The organism is Pseudarthrobacter cremeus (genome assembly GCF_051857465.1).
Taxonomy (GTDB): Bacteria; Actinomycetota; Actinomycetes; order Actinomycetales; family Micrococcaceae; genus Arthrobacter.
In genome coordinates this window covers 116,654-138,662 of the sequence record NZ_JBPZHC010000009.1, presented here as the reverse complement: position 1 = coordinate 138,662, position 22,009 = coordinate 116,654, and the positions used below count along the sequence as shown (strand labels likewise).

The 22,009-nt window shown below is 64.9% G+C and carries 22 protein-coding genes and 1 tRNA gene; 9 read left to right on the top strand and 14 right to left on the bottom strand.

Annotated features, from left to right (window positions below; all coding sequences use genetic code 11):
• Window position 1: 1 nt before the first annotated feature.
• Window positions 2-1,609 (bottom strand): carboxyl transferase domain-containing protein, encoded by a 1,608-nt coding sequence (locus ACS5PJ_RS16725; RefSeq protein WP_439435992.1) that lies wholly within the window; start codon window positions 1,607-1,609, stop codon window positions 2-4.
• Window positions 1,610-1,765: 156 nt separating this feature from the next.
• On the opposite strand from ACS5PJ_RS16725, the gene ACS5PJ_RS16720 reads away from it, so the two are divergent.
• A complete protein-coding gene (locus ACS5PJ_RS16720; protein WP_439435991.1) occupies window positions 1,766-2,443 on the top strand; it encodes an SACE_7040 family transcriptional regulator in 678 nt (225 codons plus the stop codon).
• Window positions 2,444-2,538: 95 nt separating this feature from the next.
• Here ACS5PJ_RS16720 and ACS5PJ_RS16715 read toward each other — a convergent pair whose 3' ends face one another.
• Genes ACS5PJ_RS16715 through pdhA form a run of 3 tightly spaced genes read right to left on the bottom strand, consistent with a single transcriptional unit; the run spans window position 2,539 to window position 6,172 of the window.
• Window positions 2,539-3,966, bottom strand: coding sequence for a dihydrolipoamide acetyltransferase family protein (locus ACS5PJ_RS16715; RefSeq protein ID WP_439435990.1), 1,428 nt, complete (start codon window positions 3,964-3,966; stop codon window positions 2,539-2,541).
• Window positions 3,963-4,973, bottom strand: a complete 1,011-nt coding sequence (locus tag ACS5PJ_RS16710) for an alpha-ketoacid dehydrogenase subunit beta (RefSeq protein ID WP_439435989.1) — start codon at window positions 4,971-4,973, stop codon at window positions 3,963-3,965. The genes ACS5PJ_RS16715 and ACS5PJ_RS16710 overlap by 4 nt, the downstream gene beginning before the upstream one ends.
• Window positions 4,973-6,172, bottom strand: a complete 1,200-nt coding sequence (pdhA, locus tag ACS5PJ_RS16705; protein ID WP_439435988.1) for a pyruvate dehydrogenase (acetyl-transferring) E1 component subunit alpha — start codon at window positions 6,170-6,172, stop codon at window positions 4,973-4,975. Before pdhA ends, ACS5PJ_RS16710 begins: the two co-directional genes overlap by 1 nt.
• A 195-nt stretch (window positions 6,173-6,367) precedes the next feature.
• Here pdhA and ACS5PJ_RS16700 point away from each other — a divergent pair, with 195 nt between their 5' ends.
• Window positions 6,368-6,841 (top strand): Lrp/AsnC family transcriptional regulator, encoded by a 474-nt coding sequence (locus ACS5PJ_RS16700; protein WP_439435987.1) that lies wholly within the window; start codon window positions 6,368-6,370, stop codon window positions 6,839-6,841.
• A gap of 130 nt (window positions 6,842-6,971) precedes the next feature.
• Entirely contained in the window at window positions 6,972-7,631 is a 660-nt protein-coding gene (locus ACS5PJ_RS16695) for a hypothetical protein (RefSeq protein WP_439435986.1), read from the top strand.
• Window positions 7,632-7,745: 114 nt separating this feature from the next.
• Here the strand turns inward: ACS5PJ_RS16695 and ACS5PJ_RS16690 are convergent, their stop codons facing one another.
• On the bottom strand, window positions 7,746-9,362 hold the full coding sequence (locus ACS5PJ_RS16690) for a monocarboxylic acid transporter (RefSeq protein ID WP_439435985.1): 1,617 nt from the start codon (window positions 9,360-9,362) through the stop codon (window positions 7,746-7,748).
• On the bottom strand, window positions 9,359-9,739 hold the full coding sequence (locus ACS5PJ_RS16685; protein WP_439435984.1) for a DUF485 domain-containing protein: 381 nt from the start codon (window positions 9,737-9,739) through the stop codon (window positions 9,359-9,361). Before ACS5PJ_RS16685 ends, ACS5PJ_RS16690 begins: the two co-directional genes overlap by 4 nt.
• A 173-nt stretch (window positions 9,740-9,912) precedes the next feature.
• Between ACS5PJ_RS16685 and ACS5PJ_RS16680 the strand changes: the two genes are divergently transcribed.
• From ACS5PJ_RS16680 to ACS5PJ_RS16660, 5 genes are all read left to right on the top strand, one after another.
• On the top strand, window positions 9,913-11,103 hold the full coding sequence (locus ACS5PJ_RS16680; protein ID WP_439435983.1) for a sensor histidine kinase: 1,191 nt from the start codon (window positions 9,913-9,915) through the stop codon (window positions 11,101-11,103).
• Window positions 11,104-11,147: 44 nt separating this feature from the next.
• On the top strand, window positions 11,148-11,873 hold the full coding sequence (locus tag ACS5PJ_RS16675; RefSeq protein WP_439435982.1) for a LytR/AlgR family response regulator transcription factor: 726 nt from the start codon (window positions 11,148-11,150) through the stop codon (window positions 11,871-11,873).
• On the top strand, window positions 11,870-12,220 hold the full coding sequence (locus tag ACS5PJ_RS16670) for a DUF485 domain-containing protein (protein ID WP_439435981.1): 351 nt from the start codon (window positions 11,870-11,872) through the stop codon (window positions 12,218-12,220). The genes ACS5PJ_RS16675 and ACS5PJ_RS16670 overlap by 4 nt, the downstream gene beginning before the upstream one ends.
• Window positions 12,221-12,227: 7 nt before the next feature.
• Window positions 12,228-13,694 carry a sodium/solute symporter gene (locus ACS5PJ_RS16665; RefSeq protein WP_439435980.1) on the top strand — a complete coding sequence of 489 codons (1,467 nt, stop codon included), beginning with the start codon at window positions 12,228-12,230 and terminating at the stop codon, window positions 13,692-13,694.
• A 130-nt stretch (window positions 13,695-13,824) separates the two neighbouring features.
• Window positions 13,825-14,514: a hypothetical protein gene (locus ACS5PJ_RS16660; protein WP_439435979.1), complete on the top strand. Its 690-nt coding sequence runs from the start codon at window positions 13,825-13,827 to the stop codon at window positions 14,512-14,514.
• A 22-nt stretch (window positions 14,515-14,536) separates the two neighbouring features.
• Here ACS5PJ_RS16660 and ACS5PJ_RS16655 read toward each other — a convergent pair whose 3' ends face one another.
• From ACS5PJ_RS16655 to rpsB, 6 genes are all read right to left on the bottom strand, one after another.
• A complete protein-coding gene (locus ACS5PJ_RS16655; protein ID WP_439435978.1) occupies window positions 14,537-15,121 on the bottom strand; it encodes a DivIVA domain-containing protein in 585 nt (194 codons plus the stop codon).
• A 78-nt stretch (window positions 15,122-15,199) separates the two neighbouring features.
• Complete coding sequence (locus ACS5PJ_RS16650) at window positions 15,200-16,123, bottom strand: phosphatidate cytidylyltransferase (RefSeq protein WP_439435977.1); 924 nt, start codon at window positions 16,121-16,123, stop codon at window positions 15,200-15,202.
• Entirely contained in the window at window positions 16,123-16,680 is a 558-nt protein-coding gene (gene frr, locus ACS5PJ_RS16645) for a ribosome recycling factor (protein WP_354147199.1), read from the bottom strand. Before frr ends, ACS5PJ_RS16650 begins: the two co-directional genes overlap by 1 nt.
• Window positions 16,681-16,805: 125 nt before the next feature.
• Entirely contained in the window at window positions 16,806-17,543 is a 738-nt protein-coding gene (pyrH, locus tag ACS5PJ_RS16640) for a UMP kinase (protein WP_439435976.1), read from the bottom strand.
• A gap of 125 nt (window positions 17,544-17,668) precedes the next feature.
• Window positions 17,669-18,505 carry a translation elongation factor Ts gene (gene tsf / locus ACS5PJ_RS16635; RefSeq protein WP_354147197.1) on the bottom strand — a complete coding sequence of 279 codons (837 nt, stop codon included), beginning with the start codon at window positions 18,503-18,505 and terminating at the stop codon, window positions 17,669-17,671.
• Window positions 18,506-18,634: 129 nt separating this feature from the next.
• The gene (gene rpsB / locus ACS5PJ_RS16630; protein WP_439435975.1) at window positions 18,635-19,552 is read right to left on the bottom strand and encodes a 30S ribosomal protein S2; all 918 of its coding nucleotides are present in this window, start codon (window positions 19,550-19,552) and stop codon (window positions 18,635-18,637) included.
• A 404-nt stretch (window positions 19,553-19,956) separates the two neighbouring features.
• On the opposite strand from rpsB, the gene ACS5PJ_RS16625 reads away from it, so the two are divergent.
• Window positions 19,957-20,577, top strand: coding sequence for a M23 family metallopeptidase (locus tag ACS5PJ_RS16625; RefSeq protein WP_439435974.1), 621 nt, complete (start codon window positions 19,957-19,959; stop codon window positions 20,575-20,577).
• On the opposite strand, the gene ACS5PJ_RS16620 is transcribed toward ACS5PJ_RS16625, so the two are convergent.
• Both ACS5PJ_RS16620 and ACS5PJ_RS16615 read right to left on the bottom strand, forming a co-directional pair.
• The gene (locus tag ACS5PJ_RS16620) at window positions 20,563-21,753 is read right to left on the bottom strand and encodes an acyl-CoA dehydrogenase family protein (protein WP_439435973.1); all 1,191 of its coding nucleotides are present in this window, start codon (window positions 21,751-21,753) and stop codon (window positions 20,563-20,565) included. The two genes, ACS5PJ_RS16625 and ACS5PJ_RS16620, sit on opposite strands and share 15 nt — an antisense overlap.
• Window positions 21,754-21,927: 174 nt before the next feature.
• A tRNA-Ile gene (locus tag ACS5PJ_RS16615) sits at window positions 21,928-22,001 on the bottom strand.
• Window positions 22,002-22,009: the final 8 nt, after the last annotated feature.

Genomic DNA, 22,009 nt, shown 5'->3' with positions numbered 1-22,009 from the left:
CTCACATCCGGAAAAGGCCGAAGGAGGTCTCCGGCAGCGGGGCGCGGGAGATGACGTCCAGCGCCAGTCCCAGGACGGTGCGGGTGTCCGCGGGGTCAATCACGCCGTCGTCCCAGAGGCGGGCGGTGGAATAGTAGGGGCTGCCCTGGTCCTCATACTGTTGCCGGATCGGAGCCTTGAAGGCGTCCTCGTCCTCGGCGGACCATTCCTCGCCCCGGGCCTCATACTGGTCGCGCTTGACGGTGGCGAGGACACTGGACGCCTGGTTCCCGCCCATGACGGAGATCCGGCTTGCCGGCCACATCCAGAGAAAACGCGGAGAGTACGCCCGGCCGCACATGGAGTAGTTGCCTGCCCCGAAAGACCCGCCGATGACCACCGTCAGCTTGGGCACCCGTGCAGTGGCCACCGCAGTGACCATCTTGGCGCCGTTCTTGGCGATGCCGCCCTGCTCGGAGTCCTTGCCCACCATGAACCCGGAGATGTTCTGCAGGAACACCAGCGGGATGCCGCGCTGGTCGCACAGCTCGATGAAGTGGGCACCTTTGAGGGATGACTCGCTGAAGAGCACGCCGTTGTTGGCCACGATCCCCACGGGGTGGCCGTGCAGCCTGGCAAAACCGGTGACCAGCGTGGCGCCGTACTCCTTTTTGAATTCGTGGAACCGGCTGCCGTCCACGAGACGGGCAATGACCTCGCGGACGTCGTAGGGGGCGTTGACGTCCGTGGGCACGGCGCCGTACAGCCCGGCAGGGTCCGCCGAAGGTTCGACGGCGGTTTCCACGTCCCAGGCGGGCGCTGCCGGTTTTGGCAGGGTGGAGACGATGTCGCGGATGATCTGCAGGGCGTGTTCGTCGTTCTCGGCGAGGTGGTCCGTGACGCCCGAGACTCTGGAGTGTACGTCGCCGCCGCCCAACTCCTCGGCGGTGACAATCTCGCCGATTGCCGCCTTCACCAGCGGCGGCCCGCCCAGGAAGATGGTGCCTTGGTTCCTGACGATCACGGTCTCGTCGCTCATGGCGGGGACGTAGGCGCCGCCGGCCGTGCAGGAGCCCATCACGGAGGCGATCTGCGGGATTTTGGCAGCGGACAGCCTGGCCTGGTTGTAGAAGATCCGGCCGAAGTGCTCTTTGTCCGGAAAGACCTCGTCCTGCTTGGGGAGGAACGCTCCGCCGGAATCAACCAGGTAGATGCAGGGCAGCCGGTTTTCGAGGGCGATTTCCTGGGCGCGCAGGTGCTTCTTGACGGTCATCGGATAGTAGGTGCCGCCTTTGACCGTGGCGTCGTTGGAAATCAGCAGGACGTGGCGGCCATGGACCAGGCCGATGCCTGCTATGACACCGGCTCCGGGTGAGTCGTTGTTGTACATTCCGTTGGCTGCGAGCGGCGCAATTTCCAGGAACGGGCTGTCGTCGTCGAGCAGCTGGTCAATGCGTTCGCGCGGCAGCAGCTTGCCGCGGGCCACATGGCGTTCGCGCGATGCCACGGGGCCGCCCAGTGCAGCTTCGGCGAGCTTTGCCCGGAGCTCAGCTGCCAGCGAGGTCTGCGCACTGCTGTTTGCAGCGAAGGCTTCCCCTGCGGGGTCCAGCCGGCTGCTGAGGGTCTCCATCGACGGTGTCCGGTCCTGTTCTGTTGAGCCACACCCGAGCAGGCGCCAAGGCCAACTCGGTTAGTGATTTGTAACTGAAATTCAGGTTAGTCTTTATTAACTGTGATGTCCAACACAAACAGGCATTGCTAGAATTTGCTGGTCCAAGGAGGAAACGTGCCCACCAGCCGACCGGTTCCATCAGCGCAGCCGGCGCCGCCGGCCCAGCCTGCTCCGGCAACCCGGCCTGCTCCGGCGACCCAGCGGAGCCAGGCGAAGGAAAACCGCCGGCAGGCCCTGCTGGGCGCTGCCGCGTCGCTCTTCGCCGCGAACGGGTTCAACCGGGTATCCCTGGAGGACCTGGGCGCTGCCGCAGGTGTCAGCGGCCCCGCCGTCTACCGCCACTTCCCCGGCAAGCAGGCGGTATTGGGCGCCCTGCTGCTCACCGTCAGCCGGGACCTCCTTGAGGGCGGCCGCCGCGTAGTGGCTGAAAACACCGACCCCCTGGCAGCGCTCCGGCGGCTCGTCTGTTTCCAGGTCGATTTTGCCCTGGGAAAGCCGGACGTGATCCGGGTACAGGACCGGGACTTCAGCAACCTCACCGCACAGGACCAGTTCGAGGTGCGGACGCTGCAGCGGAATTACGTGGAACTCTGGGTCGACGTCCTCGCCAGGCTGCACCCTGCCGATGACGCAGCCGAACTGCGGATGCGCGCCCATGCCACCTTCGGGCTGATCAACTCCACGCCCCACTCCGTCCGCACCCACGGGCGTAAAGTCACGGCGAAGTCAGCCCGCCCCCTGCTGGAAGGCATGGCCATGGCGGCGCTCACCGTGGACGTCCAGGGGACCTGAACTGACAAACGGCGTGGAAGCGGCCCGGCCCGCATGACCGCAGCTGGGCAGCAATGGTCATGCGGGCCGGGGCCGGTCCTGCGGCCGGCGGCCGCCTAGATCATGGTCAGCACCATGCCGGGCTCGGCCAGGATGGCGCCCACGTCCGCGAGGAACCGTGATCCCTGCTCCCCGTCCACCAGCCGGTGGTCGAACGACAGGCTGAGCGTCATGACCTGGCGCAGGGCCACCTCATTCTGGAATTCCCAAGGCGCCTTCCGGACGGCGCCCATGGCCAGGATGGCCGCCTCGCCTGAATTCAGGATGGGCGTGCCGGCATCAATACCGAAAACGCCGATATTGGTGATGGAGATGGTCCCGCCCGACAGTTCCGCCGGAGCAGTTTTGCCTGCGCGTGCCGAGTCGGTCAGCCCGGTGAGGGCTTCGGACAGCTCCAGCAGCGACATGGTGTCCGCGTCCTTGATGTTCGGAACCGTAAGTCCGCGGGGGGTCGCGGCGGCGATGCCGAGGTTCACATAGTTGAACTGCACCACCTCCTGGTTGGCCTCGTCCCACCTGGAATTCAGCGCCGGATTCCGGCGAAGCGCGATCAGGACAGCCTTCGCCACGATCGTCAGGGGTGTGAGCTTGTGGCCCGAAAAAGCCTTGCCCGCCTTCAACTTGGCGAGGAGGTCCATGGTGGGCGTCACATCCACCGTCAGGAATTCGGTGGCATGCGGTGCCGTGAAAGCACTGGCCACCATGGCCGCGGCCATGGCCTTCCGAACGCCCTTGATCGGGCTGCGGACCTCCCGCTCCCCGCGGGATGCGCCACGCCCGCCGGACGCCTGATCCGGAACTGCCGCGCCATCCGATACGGCCGTAAGATGGCGCACCGGCGCAAGGTCGCCGCCCACGAAGTTCAGGACGTCTTCGCGGGTGATCAGCCCGTCAGTGCCGGTGCCACGGACGGCCGACAGTTCCACGCCAAGGTCCTTTGCGAGTTTCCGCACGGGCGGGGTGGAGCGGGGGCGCCCGTTCCCGGTTGTCTGGTCAGGCAGCCCTGCCGCCGGGGCTTCGGCCGGTTCGGACACCGGGCGGGAGGCTGACACGGAACCGGTCACGGACGCCGCGAAGTTACGGGTCCGCCGCGCGGGACGGCCTGAACTTTCGAGGACGGCGCCATACCCCACGAGGTTGGGTTCCCTCTTGGCGGGAGCCGCCGCTGCGGTGGACTCCCCCGCCTGGGCTCCCCCGGAAACCTGCGCACCCGACGGCGACGCTCCGGCGTCGTCCGCCACTTCGAACGAGACAATCGGTTTGCCGACTTCCACTACGGTTCCCGGCTGTTCGTGAAGCTCCTTGACCACGCCGGCGAAAGGCGACGGCAGCTCAACGACGGCCTTGGCCGTTTCCACCTCGGCGATGACCTGGTTGAGGCTGACGGTATCTCCGACCGCCACCTTCCAGCTGAGGATTTCGGATTCGGTCAGGCCTTCACCGAGGTCGGGGAGCCTGAATTCCTTGATCATGGTGGCGCTCATCCTTCCAGCCCGCTGAGGGAGTTCGGGCGTCCGAGTGCGCGGTCCACGCCGTCAAGAATCCGGTCAAGGCCCGGCAGGTGGTGCATTTCGAGCTTGGAGGAGGGATAGGGGATGTCGAACCCGGTAATCCGCACGGGCGCCGCTTCAAGGTAATGGAAGCAGCGTTCGGTGATGCTTGCTGCCAGCTCGGCTCCAACTCCGCCGTGCTGGCCTGCCTCATGGGTGACCACGAGGCGGCCGGTCTTGCGTACGGATTTTTCTATAGTGGCGAAGTCCACCGGGGCGAGGGAACGCAGGTCGATGACTTCGATGGAGATCCCTTCGTCCGCGGCGGCGGTGGCGGCGTCCCGGGCAGTCTTGACCAGCGGCCCGTAGGCCACGAGCGTCACGTCCGTGCCCTCGGTCAGCACACGGGCGGTGTCCATGGGCAGCGCTGTCCGCGGGTCAATGCCCTCGTCCACTTCGCCTTTGTCGTGGTAGCGGCGCTTGGGCTCGAAGAACAGCACCGGATCGTCGCTGAGGATTGCCTGCTGGATCACCGTGTGGGCGTCCTGCGGATTGGAAACAGTGACCACCCGCAGGCCGGACGTGTGCGTGAAGTACGCCTCGGGCGACTCGGAGTGGTGTTCCGGTGAGCCAATGCCGCCGCCGAAAGGAACGCGGATGGTGATGGGCAGCTTCACCGCGCCCCGGGTCCGGTAGTGCATTTTGGCCACCTGGCTCACGATCTGGTCGAACGCGGGATAGATGAAGCCGTCAAACTGGATCTCGAGCACCGGCCGGTACCCGCGGAAGGCGAGGCCGACGGCGGTGCCGATAATGGCCGACTCGGCCAGGGGGCTGTCCACCACGCGGTGGGTGCCGAAGTCCTTCTGGAGGCCGTCCGTCACGCGAAAAACACCGCCCAGGGTGCCGATATCCTCGCCCATGAGGATGACTTTGGGATCGTTTTCGAGGGATTTGCGCAGGCCGGAATTGATGGCACGGGCAAAGGTCATCTGGGTCATCAGCGTGCACCTTCTTCTGCAGGGGCTTCCGCGGGGTCACCGAAGGAAGCCAGGTAACGGGTGTAGTGGTCCTGCTGCCGGTCCAGCCAGGAGTTGGGCGAGCTGTACACATGCTTGAAGACTTCCAGCGGTTCGGGATCGGGCATGTTGATGCAGCCGGCGCGAAGCTCGCGTGCGACGGCATCCGCCTTGTCCTGGACCTGCTGCTGCAGCTGGTCGGTGAGGAGGCCCTTGCGGTCCAGGAGCGCCTTGATCCGGGAGATGGGGTCCTTGGCGGCCCAGTCCTCCAGTTCATTGGCGTCCCGGTAGCGGGTGGGGTCATCCGCCGTGGTGTGCGGGCCCATGCGGTAGGTGACGGCCTCAATGAAGGTTGGCCCGCCGCCATGCCTGGCGCGGTCCAAGGCCACGCGGGTGGCTGCCATGACGGCCAGTACATCGTTCCCGTCCACCCGGAGGCTGGGGATGCCGAATCCGGTGGCCCGGTCCGCGAGCTGGACGTGGGACTGGAGCCGCACAGGCTCCGAAATGGCCCAGTGATTGTTCGAGCAGAAGAAGACCACGGGCACCTGGAAGCTGGCTGCAAAGACCATGGCCTCGCTGACGTCGCCCTCACTCGTTGCGCCGTCGCCAAAGTACGTCACCGCCACCGAGTCGGCGCCGTCGTTCTGGATCCCCATGGCGTAGCCGGTGGCATGGAGCGTCTGCGCTCCGATGATGATCTGCGGCGTCGCCATGTTGACGGTGTAAGGATCCCAGCCGGAGGCTGCTGTGCCGCGCCAGACCCGCAGGATGTCCGCCAGGTCAACGCCGCGGCAGTAGGCCACTCCATTTTCCCGGTAGCTGGAGAACACAAAGTCATCGTCCCTCAGGGCCCTGGCGGAACCCACCTGCGCCGCCTCCTGGCCCAGCAACGGCGGCCAAAGTCCGAGCTCGCCCTGCCGCTGGAGGGCGGTGGCCTCGACGTCAATGCGCCGGATGACCGTCAAATCCTCGTAGAGGGAAGTCAGCTGCTCATCCGCGATGTCCTGCACCCAGGGGTCGAATTCCGGATGGCTGACCCGCTCCCCCGAAGGGGTGATCAGCTGGATGAGGTTCCTGCCTGGTCCGGCAGGGGTTACCGAATTTCCAGCAGGGATTCCTGCATTTTCGACCGGGCGGCCTGTGCCCGTTCCGCCCTGGCCCGCTTCGTCTGTAGACACGATCGCACGCAACCTTTTCACGTCGTTTTGACTACTGCCTGGGAACTTGTGGTTCCGCCGGCCGCAGCCGCCCGGGCGCCGTTGCCCCGGATAATTGTGACCCTACTCACAATGCTCAATGGGTACAACCACCGCCGCGCCTCTTGAGCATAATGCCCTGTTTGGGCCCGTTCGACCGTGCTAACGTTGCGCAACATGCAACCTTTGGATGGCACCGACACCCGCCTGCTTTCAGCCCTGGCACGAGACCCCCGGCGGACTGTCGTGGCGCTGGCCCAGAAGCTGGGGCTCTCGCGGAACACCGTCCAGGCGCGGATGGCCCAGCTGGAGAAGAAGCACGTCTTCCTGTCCTTTGAACGCCGGATCAACCCGGCTTCTCTCGGGTACCCCCTGATGGCTTTCATCTCGGTGCACGTCCAGCAGCAGAAGCTGGGACAGCTGGCCCACGACCTCGCCGGCATCCCGGAGATCCTGGAAGGCTACGGCCTCACCGGCTCGGCAGACCTCCTGCTGCGTGTGGTCGCACTGGACGCCGAAGACCTCTTCCGGATCAACGGGAAGATCCTGGCGTGTGATGGCGTAGACAGGACCGATACTGCCCTGGCCATGAGCGAACTGATCCCCTTCCGCATCCGGCCGCTGCTGGAGCGGGGATCCGGTGATGGTTAGGATCTGGAGGAAAAGGGACGGTTAAGGCCCGGAGGCGGGCCGGGTTATAGGCTGTTCCATGGTGTATCGATGGGTGCCGTTCAGCGGATCCCAGCAATAAGGCAAAGCAGTGCGTTGCCGGAAAGGCTCCATGTTGAGCAATCCCCAGGAACCGTACCAGCCGGGCGAGCCCGGAGCCGGGCCGCAACAGCCACCGGCAGTCCCGATTGGCGCCCCGGGCCAGTACGGTGCCCCCGGCCGGTACGCGGCACCGGCCATTGACCGGACAGCCGTGCCTGACGGCACACCGGGTTACGTCCCTGCCCCCGGGCAACGCCCTGCAGACGGGCCATTCGGACTGCCCGGCCAGCAACCGCCCGCCCGCGGCCGCAGGAAACTCTGGACCATCCTGGGAATCGCGGCTGGTGTCCTGTTGCTGGCAGTACTGGGCGTGATCATCCTCCTCAGCGTCCTCAATGCCGCCACCAACCATGCCAGGGGCCTCGCGGATGGCTTCACCAAGCTGGTGATCTCCGGCGACAGCTCCAAAGCCTACGACGATTACCTGGACCCGGCACTGAAGGAACAGTTGTCCAAGGAAGCTTTCATCGCGGGCGTCAAAAGCCTGGAGATGGACAACAGCTGCAAGGCCGCCTACAACAACGTCAAAGCCGGCACCGAGAACAACACCACGTCCGCCGACATCACGGGCGTTATCACCTGTGACGGGGACAAGAAGATCGACCTCGTCTACCGCTTCGAGGGCGAGGCACTCAAGATGGTCAACATCAAGCTCAAGCCGCAGACCTAGCCCACGGCAGCTCCGGGCGCGTGACGCGAAGAACCCCTGTGCCGAGGCACAGGGGTTCTTCGCGTCACCGGCAGGTTCGCTCAGGAAACCACGGTTCCTGCAGGAAACCAGAGGTCAGTGATCCACTGCCTTCTCGGCGCCGACCCCCGTGAGGGACCGCACTTCCATCTCGGCCTGCTTGGCGGTGTCCTCGCGGTTCTTGTCCAGGACCGTGCCGAGCCAGCCCAGCAGGAACGCCAGCGGGATGGAGACAATGCCCGGGTTGCTGAGCGGGAAGAGGGCAAAGTTGGCGTCCTTGATCATCGACGTCGCTCCGCCGGATACCACCGGCGAGAAGATGATCAGGATGATGGCCGAGCCCAGGCCGCCGTACATGCTCCAGACGGCTCCCTGGGTGGTGAACTTCCGCCAGAACAGGGAGTAGACAATAGTGGGCAGGTTCGCCGAGGCTGCCACGGCGAAGGCCAGGGCCACCAGGAAGGCCACGTTCTGGCCGTTGGCGAAGATGCCGCCCAGGATGGCCAGCACGCCGATGACCACCACGGTGCGCCGCGCGACCTTGACCTCTGTGTCGGCGTCGGCCTTTCCCTTGGAGATGACGCTGGCATAGATGTCATGGGCGAATGAGGCGGCAGCGGTGATGGTCAGGCCGGCAACCACTGCCAGGATGGTGGCGAAGGCCACGGCGGAGATGAAGCCCAGGAGCAGCGGGCCGCCGAGGTGGAAGGCCAGCAGCGGTGCTGCGGAGTTGACTCCGCCGGGTGCTGCCTTGATCGTTGCTGCACCCACGAGGGCAGCAGCGCCGTAGCCCAGGACCAGGGTGAAAAGGTAGAAGAGACCGATCAGCCCGATGGACCAGACCACTGACTTCCTGGCTTCCTTGGCCGTGGGAACGGTGTAGAAGCGCATCAGCACGTGCGGCAGGGCTGCGGTGCCCAGGACCAGGGCCAGTCCGAGGGACATAAAATCCAGCTTGGACGTCTCGGTCTTGCCGTACTGCAGGCCGGGGTTGAGCATGTTCGGGTTGCCTGAGGTCTCCACTGCGCCGCCCAGGAGGTCGGAGAGGTTGAAACCGTAGATGGCGAGGACCCAGAAAGTCATCACCGCAGCCCCTGCAATCAGGAGCATGGCCTTGATGATCTGGACCCAGGTGGTGCCCTTCATGCCGCCGATCAGTACGTACATGATCATGAGGGCGCCGACGACGATGATCACCAGCGCCTGTCCGCCCCAGTCGCTGATGCCCAGGAGAAGGGAGATCAGGCTGCCTGCGCCGGCCATCTGGGCCAGGAGGTAGAAGAAGCAGACGGCGAGGGTGGAGATGGCGGCGGCGATGCGCACGGGGCGCTGCTTCAGCCGGAAGGAGAGGACATCGGCCATGGTGAACTTTCCGGTGTTCCGGAGCAGCTCGGCCACCAGCAGCAGGGCCACCAGCCAGGCCACCAGGAAGCCGATGGAGTACATAAAGCCGTCGTAGCCGTTGACAGCGATGGCACCGGTGATGCCCAGGAAGGACGCCGCCGAGAGGTAGTCACCGGCGATGGCTGTGCCGTTCTGGGGCCCGGTGAAGGAGCGCCCTGCGGCGTAGTAATCGGCCGCTGTTTTGTTGTTCCTGCTCGCCCGGACCACGATCACCATGGTGACCGCCACGAACAGGCCGAAGATCCCCATGTTCAGGAGCGTGGTTTCCTTGAGGTCGGCAACGTCTACTGCCGTGGCAATCCCGATCATTTCTTCACTCCGGTCACGATGTTGCCGTCCTTATCAAATTCGTGGCCTTCGATCTCATGGCGGATTTCCGCCGCGATCGGGTCCAGCCTGCGGTTGCAATAGCTGACGTACCAGCCGGTGATGGCGAATGTGGTGACGAACTGCAGCAGCCCCAGGATCAGGCCAACGTTGATGTTTCCCCACACTTTGGTGGACATGAAGTCAACTGCATAATCCGCCAGCAGGACGTATGCGAAGTACCACAGCAGGAATGCAACGGCCATGGGGAATACAAAGCTGCGGTGACGTTTGCGCAGTTCCTGGAACCGCTCCGTCGACTGGACCTGCTCGAAGTCCACGGACGCCGCTGCGTCCGGAGTGTGGGCATCGTTACCCATCGTTCCTCCTCATTGAGTCTTGCCTGGTTCACACCGCCTGCATGAAGGATGCGCCAGTGTGACTGCAATCACTGTGCGCCGTGACGGGCGCTACATTCCATAGCCGCCAGCCCAACGTTCGCTCAACGGTCGCGATGCTGCGCCTAACGGCACCCGCAGCTACGCTGGGCACCATGCCGGACTCCCCACTCCTGACCGCTGCCGCCATCGCCGTGATTGTCCTGGCGATCGCCGTCGTGGTCGGTGCAGGCATCAAGGTGCTGCGTTCCTTCCGTGAGCTGGGCACCGACGCCGAGCTGGCCACCTACAACACCCTCCACGCTGCATCCCGCGCGGGGCAGCACCTGCGTACCGGGCTCAATCCGGCCGGTGCCGCGAAGGCGAGCCGGCAGCTGCGCAACCTCCTCGGCTGCGAAGCCCTGGCAATCACCGATACCGCAGGCGTGCTGGCCTGGGACGGTGCCGCGGAGGAACTGAAACCGCTTCTGATGGGGCTGGCGGCAGATGTACTGGCCGGTGGCCGGACTGCCGTGATCCAGCCCCGGGACCTGGGCTTTGGCGGTAACCAGGGCAGTCTGGCCGCCGTCATTGCGCCGGTCAAGGCCGGTTCCAAGGTGGTGGGCGTGGTTGCCGCGTTTGCCCCGTCCGCCGGCGCCGGACTGGTCCGCGCCACCGGTGAAGTGGCCGACTGGGTGGCTGTCCAGGTGGAGCTGGCCGAGCTCGACGCGTCCCGCACGTTGCTGATGGAAGCTGAGGTCCGGGCCCTCCGCGCCCAGATCAGCCCGCACTTCATCTATAACTCGCTGAACGCCATCGCATCATTCATCAACACCGATCCGGCGCGTGCCCGTGAACTGGTGGTGGAGTTCGCCGACTTCACACGGTATTCGTTCCGCAGGCACGGCGACTTCACCACCCTTGCCGAGGAGCTGCGCTGCATTGACCGCTATCTGCTGCTGGAGCGGGCACGGTTTGGCGAGCGGGTGCAGGTCAGCCTCCGGATTGCGCCGGAAGTGCTGGGCACCGTGATTCCCTTCCTGAGCCTGCAACCGCTCGTGGAAAACGCCGTGCGGCACGGTCTGGAGGCCAAGGAAGGGCCCGGCCATATCAGCATCACCGCGGAGGACTCGGGCGCCTTCGCGGAGGTGACCATCGAGGACGACGGCGTGGGCATGGACCCTGCCCAGCTTCAGTCCATGCTGGCCGGCCACACCGACGGCGACCACGTGGGGCTCCGGAACGTGGATGCCAGACTGCGGCAGGTGTACGGCGATGAACACGGCCTGGTGATTGAGACAGCCCCCGGCGAAGGCACGCTGATCACCATGCGGGTGCCCAAGTCCCAGCCCGGCCACGACGCCTGAGCCGCTCCCCCGGCAAGGCACCACGGGGCGGCTAATGTAGGACCATGATTAATGTCCTCGTCGCCGACGACGAGTTACCGGCCGTGGAGGAACTGGCTTACCTCCTGGGCAGGGACGACCGGATAGGCACCATCCACCGGGCATCCTCCGGCTCCGAGGCGCTGCGGGCGCTCAGCACGGAGTCCGTGGACGCCGTCTTCCTCGACATCCACATGCCCGCGGTTTCCGGCCTGGACATCGCCCGGGCCATCGCACGCAGCAGCCACCCACCGGCCGTAGTGTTCGTCACCGCAGACGAGGATTGCGCGCTGGAGGCTTTCGAGCTGGCCGCAGTGGACTACCTGCTTAAGCCGGTCCGCGCCGAGCGGCTGGCCCGTTCGGTGGGCCGGATCAGCGAGCTCCTGCGCGACGGCGGGGCAGGTCCGGCACCCGAGATGATCACCGTGGACCAGGGCGGCACCACTCGGATGATCAGGCGCGACGACGTCACGTACGTCCAGGCGCAAGGAGACTATGCCCGCCTCCACACGGCTGACGCCAGTTACCTGATCAGGGTGCCGTTGGCTGACCTGGAGCAGCAGTGGGCAGACGCCGGGTTCATCCGGACCCACCGGTCCTACCTGGTGGCACTGAAGCACGTGGCCTCGATGAAGCTCTCCGCCGACGGACCCAGCGTCAGCGTGGCCGGGGCCAACCTTCCCATCAGCCGCCGCCACCTGCCCACCGTCCGGGAGAAGCTGCAGGCCACCCGGATCCGGCCGCAGCTGTGACACGGGTCCGGGTGACTGCCCCGCTCTCCGCTGCCCGGCCGGCCGCACAGACGCGGGAGGCTGCCGAGGAGTCCGTGGTGGGACAGCTTTTTGTCAGGTCGCTGATCCGGTCCCAGCTCCGGCTGGCGCTGGTGGTTGCGGGCGGATTCCTGCTGATCCTGGGTGCCTTTCCGCTGCTTCTGGCAGCCGTCCCCGGACTCGCCGAGACCAGGGTGGCAGGGATACCGTTCGACTGGCTGCTGTTGGGTGCTGGCATCTATCCCGTGATCGGCCTGAGCGCGTGGCTGTTCATCCGGACGGCGGCACGGAATGAGGCCCGGTACCGCGATCTGGCGGAGGACAAGTGAGGCCGCAATGAATCCCGCTGTGGGCCTGGTGGCCCTCGTGGTGGTGGCTGTGGCCACCGCAGTGATCGGCTTCTACGGGCTGCGGATCTCCCGCACCACGGGCGACTTCTATGTTGCCTCGCGGACCGTCAAACCATGGTGGAACGCCTCCGCCATCGGCGGTGAATACCTGTCGGCGGCGAGTTTCCTGGGTGTGGCAGGCCTGATCCTGCTGTCCGGAACGGATGCCCTGTGGTTTCCGGTGGGCTACACCGCCGGGTACCTGATGCTGCTCCTCTTTGTGGCAGCCCCGCTGCGCCGGTCCGGCGCGTACACGATCCCGGACTTCACCGAAGCCCGGCTCGATTCGCGGGCAGTCCGCCGCGTGACCAGCCTGGTGGTGGTCGTGGTGGGCTGGCTGTACATCGTGCCGCAGCTGCACGGGGCAGCCCTGACCATCCGGATCAGCACAGGGCTGCCGGCCTGGGTGGGGTCGGTGGCTGTGGTGGTCATCGTGTGCCTGACCGTGGTGGCCGGCGGCATGCGTTCCATCACCTTTGTGCAGGCATTCCAGTACTGGCTCAAACTCACGGCGCTGGCGGTGCCGGTGCTGTTCCTCATTTTCACGCTTGCCGGCACCGGGGGCCACGAAGTGGCTCCGGCGGCAGTCAATCCCACCGGCCTGGCTCCTGCCGGACCGTATCAAAACATTTCCCTGCTGGTGGCGCTGCTGTTCGGCACCCTGGGCCTCCCGCATGTCCTGGTCCGCTTCTATACCAATCCCGACGGTCACTCGGCGCGGCGCACCACCCTGATCGTCCTGGGGCTGCTCTCGGTGTTCTACCTCTTTCCCACGGCGTACGGGCTGCTCGGCAGAATGTTCGCTCCGGAACTGGCCCGCTCAGGCCAGGCCGATGCGGTGGTTCTCCTGCTGCCGGGGCAGTTCATCGGCGGGACAGCCGGTGACCTGCTCTCGGCGCTGGTGGTGGCAGGTGCTTTTGCCGCCTTCCTGTCCACCACCTCCGGCCTGGTGGTCTCGCTGGCGGGGGTCATCAGCCAGGATGTCCTGGGCGGCAGTGTGCGGGGGTTCCGGTTGGCGGCCGTGATCGCGGCCCTGGTTCCGTTGGGCTTTGCCTTTATGACAGACTCCCTGGCCCTGGCCGGCAGTGTAGGCCTTGTGTTCGCCTTCACCGCGTCCACGGTGTGCCCGGTTCTCCTGCTGGGCATCTGGTGGCGTGGCCTGACGGACACCGGCGCGATTGCCGGGATGGTGACCGGCGGCATGCTCTGCGGCGGAGCGATGGTGTCCGGCTCTTTTCTTGGTGCCGCGGGCACCCCGTTCTGGCTGGCCCAGCCGGCGGCCTGGAGTGTCCCCGCCGCCTTCGCCGTGATGGTTTTCGTCTCCCGTGCCACCAGGAAGCGGGTCCCGCGGACCATGGCACGGGTGATGACCCGGTTGCACACTCCCGAACGGCCGCTGGTCACCGAACGCTGAGACGGCAGGCCGCAGCAGGCACCGCAACCGCGACCGCCACCGCCACCGCCGCGGGTACGACGACGGCGTGACCCGCCGCCGTCGTCGGCTCCCCTCGCGCGGGGGACCGTCAAAGGTGGACAATTACCGCATGTCCACCCAGGACGGAAACACTGCCGCCGGGCCTGACGGTGTTCCGGCGTCGGTCCGGGCCCAGCTGCTCGCCACCGAGCACTGGTCCCTGCTGGCCTCCCGGAGCACCACGCAAGGTGAGGTTCTGACGCGGATCAGCATGTTCCTGACGTTCACCTCAGCCAGCCTGGTGAGCCTGGCGCTGGTGGGTCAGGCGACCAGGTTCTCGGACGCCTTCATCATCCTGGCGATGGCTGTACTCCTCGCGGACCTGGTGATCGGCCTGCTGACCCAGGTCCGGGTGATGAACGTCGGCCTGGAGGACCTGATGTACGTCGTTGCCATGAACAGGCTGCGGGCGGCCTACGTTGACCTTGACCCGGGCCTCGCGCCGTACTTGATGGCCGGACTCCATGATGACCTGCCCGGCTCCCGCCAAACCTATTTTTTTCTTGGTCCGCGGAGACCCTGGAGCCAGGTGGCAGGAAGCAGCATGGTCTTTATCCAGATGGCAAACACCGCCCTGATCGCCATCATCCTCGGAACCTTTGCGATGATTCTGGGTGCCGGAACCGCCCTGGCGGTCCTGGTCGGGGCGGTCTGTGGGCTGGCGTTCATGGCCGGATCCGTTATCCACGGAAACCGCATGTATTTTTCCTCGTGGCGGAGCTACACGCCGTTGTCCCCCACGCCTGGAACTGACAAGTAAGTCCCCCGCTTCAGCCAGGACCTCAGTCGATGGCTGCCATCAGTTCAACCACGCGGTCCAGGAAGGCGTCCACCTGGGTCTCCTCGTACCCGTCCTGGCCGGCGGCGGGACGAAAGACAGCACGGCGGACGTTGTCCACGCTGAGGGGCTTGTCCTCCTCGAGGTAGCCGATCAGGTCATAGCAGAGCTTGTCCACATCCTGGATGTTGTAGCTGCGGACGTTCTTCCTGGCCGGGCGCCTGAAGCGTTCGCCGTCAGGCCTGTGCAGGCGGCCGCGGAGGATGCCGGAGAGTTTTCCGATCTCGCGGAGCCAGGCGTCTTCGCCACGCGCCGCGATCAGCTCGTCCCGCTCACGGCGGGCGAAAGCGTCCTCGAGCCGGTCCAGGGCCGAATCCACCACGGCGGCCGAGTAGCCGCCTTTGACCGGATCAAAGGACACTGCACGGACATCGGCACTCCCCAGCGGGTGGACGGCGGCTTTCGGGGTCTCAAGCGCCACTTTGGCCCGCTGGAGGAACTGGTCCACCTGCTTGGCGTTGTAGCCAAATTCGTTGCTGCGCACGCGCTCAAACGACGCGGGAATTTTCCGTTGAAAATCCAATGCCACTGTTGTTCCTTTGTTGCTCTTGAGCTGGCTCACATTATGGACCAGTCTATTGGACTGCCTGTGTCAGATGGGGCGCCCTCAGGCACCCGAGACCACCGCAAACAGGACGAACGCCACAGGCGAGGCGAAAACAATGGAGTCGAGACGGTCCATCACGCCGCCGTGCCCGGGCAGGATGCTGCTCATGTCCTTGATGCCCAGTTCACGCTTGACCATGGACTCGGCAAGGTCTCCGGCAGTGGACGCGGCAACGATACCCAGCGCCAGGACCACGCCGACCCACCAGGGTCTGTCCAGGAGGAAGATGCAGGCGAGGATTCCGATCACCATAGCCCCGGCAACGGATCCGGCAAAGCCTTCCCACGACTTCTTCGGGCTGATCTTGGGAGCCATCGGGTGCTTACCCAGCGACGCGCCAACCAGGTAGCCGAACGTGTCGTTCGAGACCACCAGCAGCAGCATCACGGCCACCTGCCACGCCCCGGCCGGCACGGTCCCGCCTGGGTATAAGCCCAACGTAGGCATCACGCCGGCGGAATGGAGCGGAAGGGTGGCGAAGCTGATGAAGAAGGGGACCCAGCCGAGGGTGAACACACCGGCGAAGATGCTGTTGGCCGATCCGACCGGGCTTTCCACCGAACGCCACAGCAGGACGGCGACGCAACTCAGGAGCAGCGCAAACAGGAGGCTTTCGAGGCCGCCAAAATAGGCGGCAAAGGGCATGGCCACTGTGCCCACCATGACCGGGATGATGGGCATTCTGGTCCCGTTGGCCTCCAGGGCGCGGAAGATCTCCCAGACCCCGAAAATCGCGAACCCCGTGGTCACGGCCACGAAGCCGAGCGGGAGGAAGATCAGTCCACCGAGCACACCGATCAGCATGGCCAGGCCCACCACGATGGCTGCGGGAAGGTTCCGTCCGGCCTTGGGCGTCGGGTTGCTGCGCGGCTTTGTCCCCCTTGCCCGCGCCCTCGAGGCGGGGGCCTGCTCTGCCTGGCTCATCAGACTTCGAGCAGCTCTGCTTCCTTGCGCTTGAGCAGCTCGTCGATGCCGTCCACGTGGGCCTTGGTCAGCGAATCGAGTTCCTTTTCGGCGCGGCTGCCCTCGTCCTCGCCGGCCTCGCCGTCCTTGACCAGCTTATCCAGCGTCTCCTTGGCCTTGCGCCGGATGTTGCGGATGGACACCTTGGCGTCCTCGCCCTTGGTCTTGACGATCTTGACGTATTCCTTGCGGCGTTCCTGGGTCAGGTCGGGGATGGTGATCCTGATGACGTTCCCGTCATTGGAGGGGTTGGCTCCCACTTCGGAGTCGCTCAGTGCCCGCTCAATATCGCGCAGTGCGGTCTTGTCGAACGGCGTGATCAGGATGGTGCGGGCGTCGGGAATAGCGAAGGACGCGAGCTGCTGCAGCGGGGTGGGTGAACCGTAATAATCCACCAGGACCTTGTTGTAAAGGCCCGGGTTTGCCCGGCCGGTGCGGATCGAGGCGAAGTCTTCCTTGGCTACCTCTACTGCCTTGTCCATCTTCTCTTCGGCTTCGAGCAAGGTTTCTTCGATCACGGTCTCTCCTCAGAAATCAGTGCAGTCCGGGTCCCGGTTCCCTGCATAATCTTGGTTCAGTCTTGCTGGTCCCACCCTTGGCCCTGCCAGCGGGTGGGAGTGTCCTGAAATCATCCTAGCCGTAGCTACGGGGTCACCAGGGTACCGAGCTTTTCGCCCAGGATGGCGCGGGTGACGTTGCCTTCGCCTTCCATCCCGAAGACCACCATGGACAGGTTGTTGTCCTTGCACATGGTCATTGCGGTCTGGTCCATGACCCTGATGTCCCGGCGGAGGGCGTCGTCATAGCTGAGCGTCTCAAGCCGCTCGGCGTCGGGGTCCTTCTTGGGGTCCGCGGTGTACACGGCGTCCACGCCGCTCTTGGCCATCAGCACCACGTCTGCATGCACTTCCAGGGCTCGCTGGGCAGCCACTGTATCGGTGGAGAAGTACGGCAGTCCGGCACCGGCCCCGAAGATGACCACGCGGCCCTTTTCCATGTGGCGGATGGCGCGGCGCGGGATATACGCTTCAGCGACCTGGCCCATGGTGATAGCGCTCTGGACCCGGGTTTCCACGCCTGCCTGCTCCAGGAAATCCTGCAAGGCAAGGCAGTTCATGACGGTTCCCAGCATGCCCATGTAGTCTGCGCGCGACCGGTCCATGCCGCTCTGCGACAGCTCCGCGCCGCGGAAGAAGTTTCCGCCGCCGACGACGATCGCAACTTCCACCTCGGGGATGGCCGCGGCGATCTGCTTGGCGACGTCGCGGACGGTCTCGGGGTCAACGCCCAGTTTTCCTCCGCCGAAGACCTCGCCTGAGAGTTTCAGGAGGACGCGGCGTCGGCTCTTCTCTGGCTGGTTTGAAGTAATGACGGCTTCCATGGGTGCCTTCCCGTTGGTGAACTCTGAAAAGATTATCGTGCCGGGCGGCCAAAGGTCTCATCCGACCATTCGCCGTGCATGCAAAAGGGGCGGCCACCGAAGTGGCCACCCCTTTGCGGTTTCGGCTAGGAGCCGACGCGGAAACGTGCGAAAGCAGTTCCCTTGACACCGGCCTCTTCGAGGACCTGTGCCACAGACTTCTTGGCGTCCTTGGCGAATGCCTGGTCAACCAGCACTTCACCCTTGTAGAAGCCCGTCACGCGGCCTTCCACAATCTTGGTCATGGCGGCCTCGGGCTTGCCTTCAGCCTTGGCGGTCTCTTCGGCGATGCGGCGCTCGGACTCAACCAGGTCGGACGGAACGTCTTCGCGGGTCAGGTAGTTCGGTGACATCGCTGCAATGTGCACCGCGACGTCGTGCGCGGCAGTGGCAGCAGCTTCGCCCTCGCCGTCAACAGCGAACAGGACGCCGACCTGGGCCGGGAGATCCTTGGAGGTCTTGTGCAGGTAAGCGTCAACCGTGCCGCCCTCGATGCGGGAAATCCGGCGGACAACAACCTTTTCGCCCAGGACTGCGCCTTCTTCGACGACAACCTCGGAGAGCGGCTTGCCGTCAACCTCGACGGCGAGGAGGGAATCGAGATCGGCGGCGCCGGACTCGACAGCCACGGCCAGGACCTTGTCGGCCAGCTGGATGAACTTATCAGCCTTGGCAACGAAGTCGGTTTCGCAGTTGACTTCGATCATCACGCCGACGCCGTTGCTGACCTTCGCGGCCACCAGGCCTTCAGCGGTGGAGCGGCCTTCGCGCTTGGTAGCGCCCTTGAGGCCCTTGATGCGGATGATCTCGATGGCCTTCTCGGCGTCACCGTTGGCTTCGTCAAGAGCCTTCTTAACGTCCATCATGCCGGCGCCGGTGCGCTCGCGCAGAGCCTTGATGTCAGCGGCAGTGTAGTTCGCCATGTGAACCCCTCTGTCTAGAAAATGTATGTGGTGTACGGACTGACAGGACGGCAGCTCACTTTGTGAGCGGCCATCCTGTCAGCTGCTTCGGCGCTGCCAGGAGCGCCGAAGATTCCGGATTTACTTGTATTACTTGTCGGCGTCGGCGGCGGGAGCCTCGGCAGCAGCCGGAGCTTCCTCAGCGGCCGGTGCTTCCTCAGCGGCCGGAGCAGCTTCAGCGGCGGGGGCCTCGGCGGCAGCCGGGGCTTCCTCTGCAGCCGGAGCAGCAGCCTCTTCAGCCTTGCTGCCTTCGAGGAGTTCGCGCTCCCACTCGGCCAGCGGCTCTTCCGGAGCCTCGGTGGTGCCTGTTGCACGCTGGTTGCGGGCGATGAGGCCCTCAGCAACGGCGTCGGCAACAACGCGGGTCAGCAGGTTCACGGAGCGGATGGCGTCGTCGTTGCCCGGGATCGGGAAGTCGACTTCGTCAGGATCGCAGTTGGTGTCCAGGATGGCCACAACGGGGATGTTGAGCTTCTTGGCTTCGTCAACGGCGAGGTGTTCCTTCTTGGTGTCCACGATCCAGAGCACGGACGGTGCCTTGGTCAGGTTGCGGATACCGCCAAGGTTGGTTTCCAGCTTGGTCAGTTCACGGCGAAGGAGCAGCAGTTCCTTCTTGGTGTACGCGGAACCGGCGACGTCGTCGAAGTCGATCTCTTCCAGTTCCTTCATGCGCTGGATGCGCTTGGAAACCGTCTGGAAGTTGGTCAGCATACCGCCGAGCCAGCGCTGGTTCACGTAGGGCTGGCCCACGCGGGTTGCCTGCTCAGCAATTGCTTCCTGGGCCTGCTTCTTGGTGCCGACGAAGAGTACGGTGCCGCCGTGTGCAACGGTGGCCTTCACGAACTCGTAGGCGCGGTCGATGTAGGACAGCGACTGCTGAAGGTCGATGATGTAGATGCCGTTGCGCTCCGTGAAGATGAATCGCTTCATCTTCGGGTTCCAACGGCGGGTCTGGTGTCCAAAGTGGACGCCGCTGTCAAGCAGCTGGCGCATAGTTACGACGGGCATGCCGGCGCTCCTTCCGGCAGGTCATTCATGAGAAAGCCTCGCGGCCCTCTTACCCTGCCAATAGTTGACGGTTGATTAGCGTGGCCCAGGGCGGGCCGTGCTCCTGGCATCCATTGCGACTCTCATCAGGACCGCGAAGGCCCTGACCGCAAGAGGCACAATCCTCCTCATACAAAGCCTGGGCTTCAGAATCGGAGGTCTGGATGCGCGTAGTCAGCTGCTGCTCCCCCGCATTCCTGAATGAGGCGTGCCGACGCAAAGCGTTGAGGGCACAGCAAACTGCTCCACCAAGTGTACTACAGGGACCCCTCTCCAACGGACAGCAGGCAGTCCCCCGGCACGGGTTTTCCACATGGCTCCAGCGGACTCTTTCGCCGCCGGGAGGTGCACGGAATGCTGGGCACATGAAAGCCGCCGTGGTCCTCGCCGCCTTATTTGTTGTGCCCGCCGCCGCGGTCCCGCAGACAGCACCTGCGCCGACGTTCTCTGCGGCCGTGGCAGCGGTGCAGGCAGCAACTCCGCAGCCGTCCTGGAACTGGCCGTTCTCCCCCAGGCCGGCGGTGCTGAGAGCATTCGACCCACCGGACAAGCCGTGGATGAGCGGCCATCGTGGCGTGGACCTTGGGGCAACGCACGACGGCGTCATGGTCCTCTCGCCCGAGTCCGGCACCGTCAGCTTTGTGGGCGTAGTGGTGGACCGGCCCGTGATCACGATCGATCACGGGGGTGGGCTCCGCAGCAGCTTCGAGCCGGTGGAGAGCTCCCTGACGGCCGGGGACGCGGTGGCCAAGGGGGAAGCGATCGGCACACTGCGGCCCGGCCACTGCGGGGTCCTTGCCTGCGTCCATTGGGGCGTCAGGCGGGGCGAGGCCTACGTCAATCCGCTGGACTTCGTGATGGATCTGCGCCCGTCCATCCTCCTGCCGGTAACGCCAAAGCCACCGATGGCGCTGGAGCTGGAGCTGCCGGTGACGCCGAAGCTGCCGGTGACGCCAAAGCCACCGGTGACGCTAGACGATGGCTGAGATCCCGGTGATGGCGCGGCCGGTCACGAGGGTGTTGACCTCATGGGTCCCCTCGTAGGAATAGATCGCTTCGGCGTCCGCGAAGATCTTGGCCATCTCAAAGTCGGTCACAATGCCGTTGCCGCCCAGGAGGCTGCGCCCGATTGCCACGCTTTCGCGCATGCGGGCGGTGGTGAACGCCTTCGCCAGCGCTGACTGCTCGTCCTTGGCCTGGCCGGCGTCCTCAAGCTGGGAGAGCCTGACCATCATGCCCATGGAGCTGACGGCGTTACCCAGGATCTGTACCAGCTGGCTCTGGACCAGCTGGAAGGAGGCCAGCGGCCGGCCGAACTGGTGGCGCTCCACCGCATAGCGGCGGGCCACGTCAAAGGCCGCAAGCTGCTGGCCGACAGCCTGCCAGGCAACTGCGAGGCGCGTGACTTTGAGGACTTTGTTCGTGTCGCGGAAGCTGTTGGCGCCGGCCAGTTTGAAGAAGCCGGGTACAACCACATTCTCGAGGACGATGTCGGCGTTCTGCACGGTACGCAGGGAGATTTTGTTTTCAATCTTCGTGGCGCTGAAGCCAGGCAGTGCGGTATCCACGAGGAAGCCCTTGACCTGGTTGTCGGCGAGGTCCCGGGCGTAGATGACCACCCAGTCCGAGAACGTGGCGTTGCCGATCCACCGCTTGGCTCCATTGAGGATCCAGTTCTCGCCGTCGCGCTGTGCTGTGGTGCGGGTGCCGCCGGCAACATCGGATCCGCCCAGAGGTTCGGTGAGCCCGAAGGCGCCGATTTTCTTGAGCGAGTAGATGTCCGGGAGCCACGCGTCCTGCTGTTCCTGGGAGGCCAGGGCTTCGATGGAACCGGTGAAGAGTCCGTCATGCACCCCCATGAAGGTGGCGATGGAGGTATCTGCGCGCGTGGCCTCCGCATGGACCAGGCCTGCGAACAGATTTGAATAGCCCTGCCGGCGCACCGGGCTCACCAGGTCAATTTCGGCGAGTTTGGGAATGAGGTCCATCGGGAATTCGCCGCGGTTCCAGCAGTCCACCGCGATGGGCCGCACTTCACGGGCAAGGAATCCCCGGATTTCGGCCAGGCGGTCCTGCTCCTTTCCCGTCAGGAGCTGCTCGAAGGCGAAGAAGTCACCGTCGGCGTACGGAAGGTTGTTGATGTCAACAGCGGCTTTGGACATTGGTTTCCCTCGCAAGGATCAGCCGTCCCCTGCATGGCGGGAGAAGCGGCAGCGGTATGTTACTGGTCAGTAACATACCGCAGATCCGCCTTTAACAAAAGAAAGCCGCATCCGACGCTTTGGCGTCGGACGCGGCTTCACAGCTGTTGCAGGTGTCACGGTGGTTGGAAACTGTAGGGCTACTCGGACTTGAACCGAGGACCTTAGGATTATGAGTCCCGCGCTCTAACCAGCTGAGCTATAGCCCCGTGCGCAC

Coding starts and splice junctions, on each gene's coding strand:
- ACS5PJ_RS16725 (WP_439435992.1), bottom strand. CDS start 1,609: ATGGAGACCCTCAGCAGCCGGCTGGACCCCGCAGGGGAAGCCTTCGCT.
- ACS5PJ_RS16715 (WP_439435990.1), bottom strand. CDS start 3,966: ATGAGCGCCACCATGATCAAGGAATTCAGGCTCCCCGACCTCGGTGAA.
- ACS5PJ_RS16710 (WP_439435989.1), bottom strand. CDS start 4,973: ATGACCCAGATGACCTTTGCCCGTGCCATCAATTCCGGCCTGCGCAAA.
- ACS5PJ_RS16700 (WP_439435987.1), top strand. CDS start 6,368: ATGCAACCTTTGGATGGCACCGACACCCGCCTGCTTTCAGCCCTGGCA.
- ACS5PJ_RS16695 (WP_439435986.1), top strand. CDS start 6,972: ATGTTGAGCAATCCCCAGGAACCGTACCAGCCGGGCGAGCCCGGAGCC.
- ACS5PJ_RS16690 (WP_439435985.1), bottom strand. CDS start 9,362: ATGATCGGGATTGCCACGGCAGTAGACGTTGCCGACCTCAAGGAAACC.
- ACS5PJ_RS16685 (WP_439435984.1), bottom strand. CDS start 9,739: ATGGGTAACGATGCCCACACTCCGGACGCAGCGGCGTCCGTGGACTTC.
- ACS5PJ_RS16680 (WP_439435983.1), top strand. CDS start 9,913: ATGCCGGACTCCCCACTCCTGACCGCTGCCGCCATCGCCGTGATTGTC.
- ACS5PJ_RS16675 (WP_439435982.1), top strand. CDS start 11,148: ATGATTAATGTCCTCGTCGCCGACGACGAGTTACCGGCCGTGGAGGAA.
- ACS5PJ_RS16665 (WP_439435980.1), top strand. CDS start 12,228: ATGAATCCCGCTGTGGGCCTGGTGGCCCTCGTGGTGGTGGCTGTGGCC.
- ACS5PJ_RS16660 (WP_439435979.1), top strand. CDS start 13,825: ATGTCCACCCAGGACGGAAACACTGCCGCCGGGCCTGACGGTGTTCCG.
- ACS5PJ_RS16650 (WP_439435977.1), bottom strand. CDS start 16,123: ATGAGCCAGGCAGAGCAGGCCCCCGCCTCGAGGGCGCGGGCAAGGGGG.
- pyrH (WP_439435976.1), bottom strand. CDS start 17,543: ATGGAAGCCGTCATTACTTCAAACCAGCCAGAGAAGAGCCGACGCCGC.
- tsf (WP_354147197.1), bottom strand. CDS start 18,505: ATGGCGAACTACACTGCCGCTGACATCAAGGCTCTGCGCGAGCGCACC.
- rpsB (WP_439435975.1), bottom strand. CDS start 19,552: ATGCCCGTCGTAACTATGCGCCAGCTGCTTGACAGCGGCGTCCACTTT.
- ACS5PJ_RS16625 (WP_439435974.1), top strand. CDS start 19,957: ATGAAAGCCGCCGTGGTCCTCGCCGCCTTATTTGTTGTGCCCGCCGCC.
- ACS5PJ_RS16620 (WP_439435973.1), bottom strand. CDS start 21,753: ATGTCCAAAGCCGCTGTTGACATCAACAACCTTCCGTACGCCGACGGT.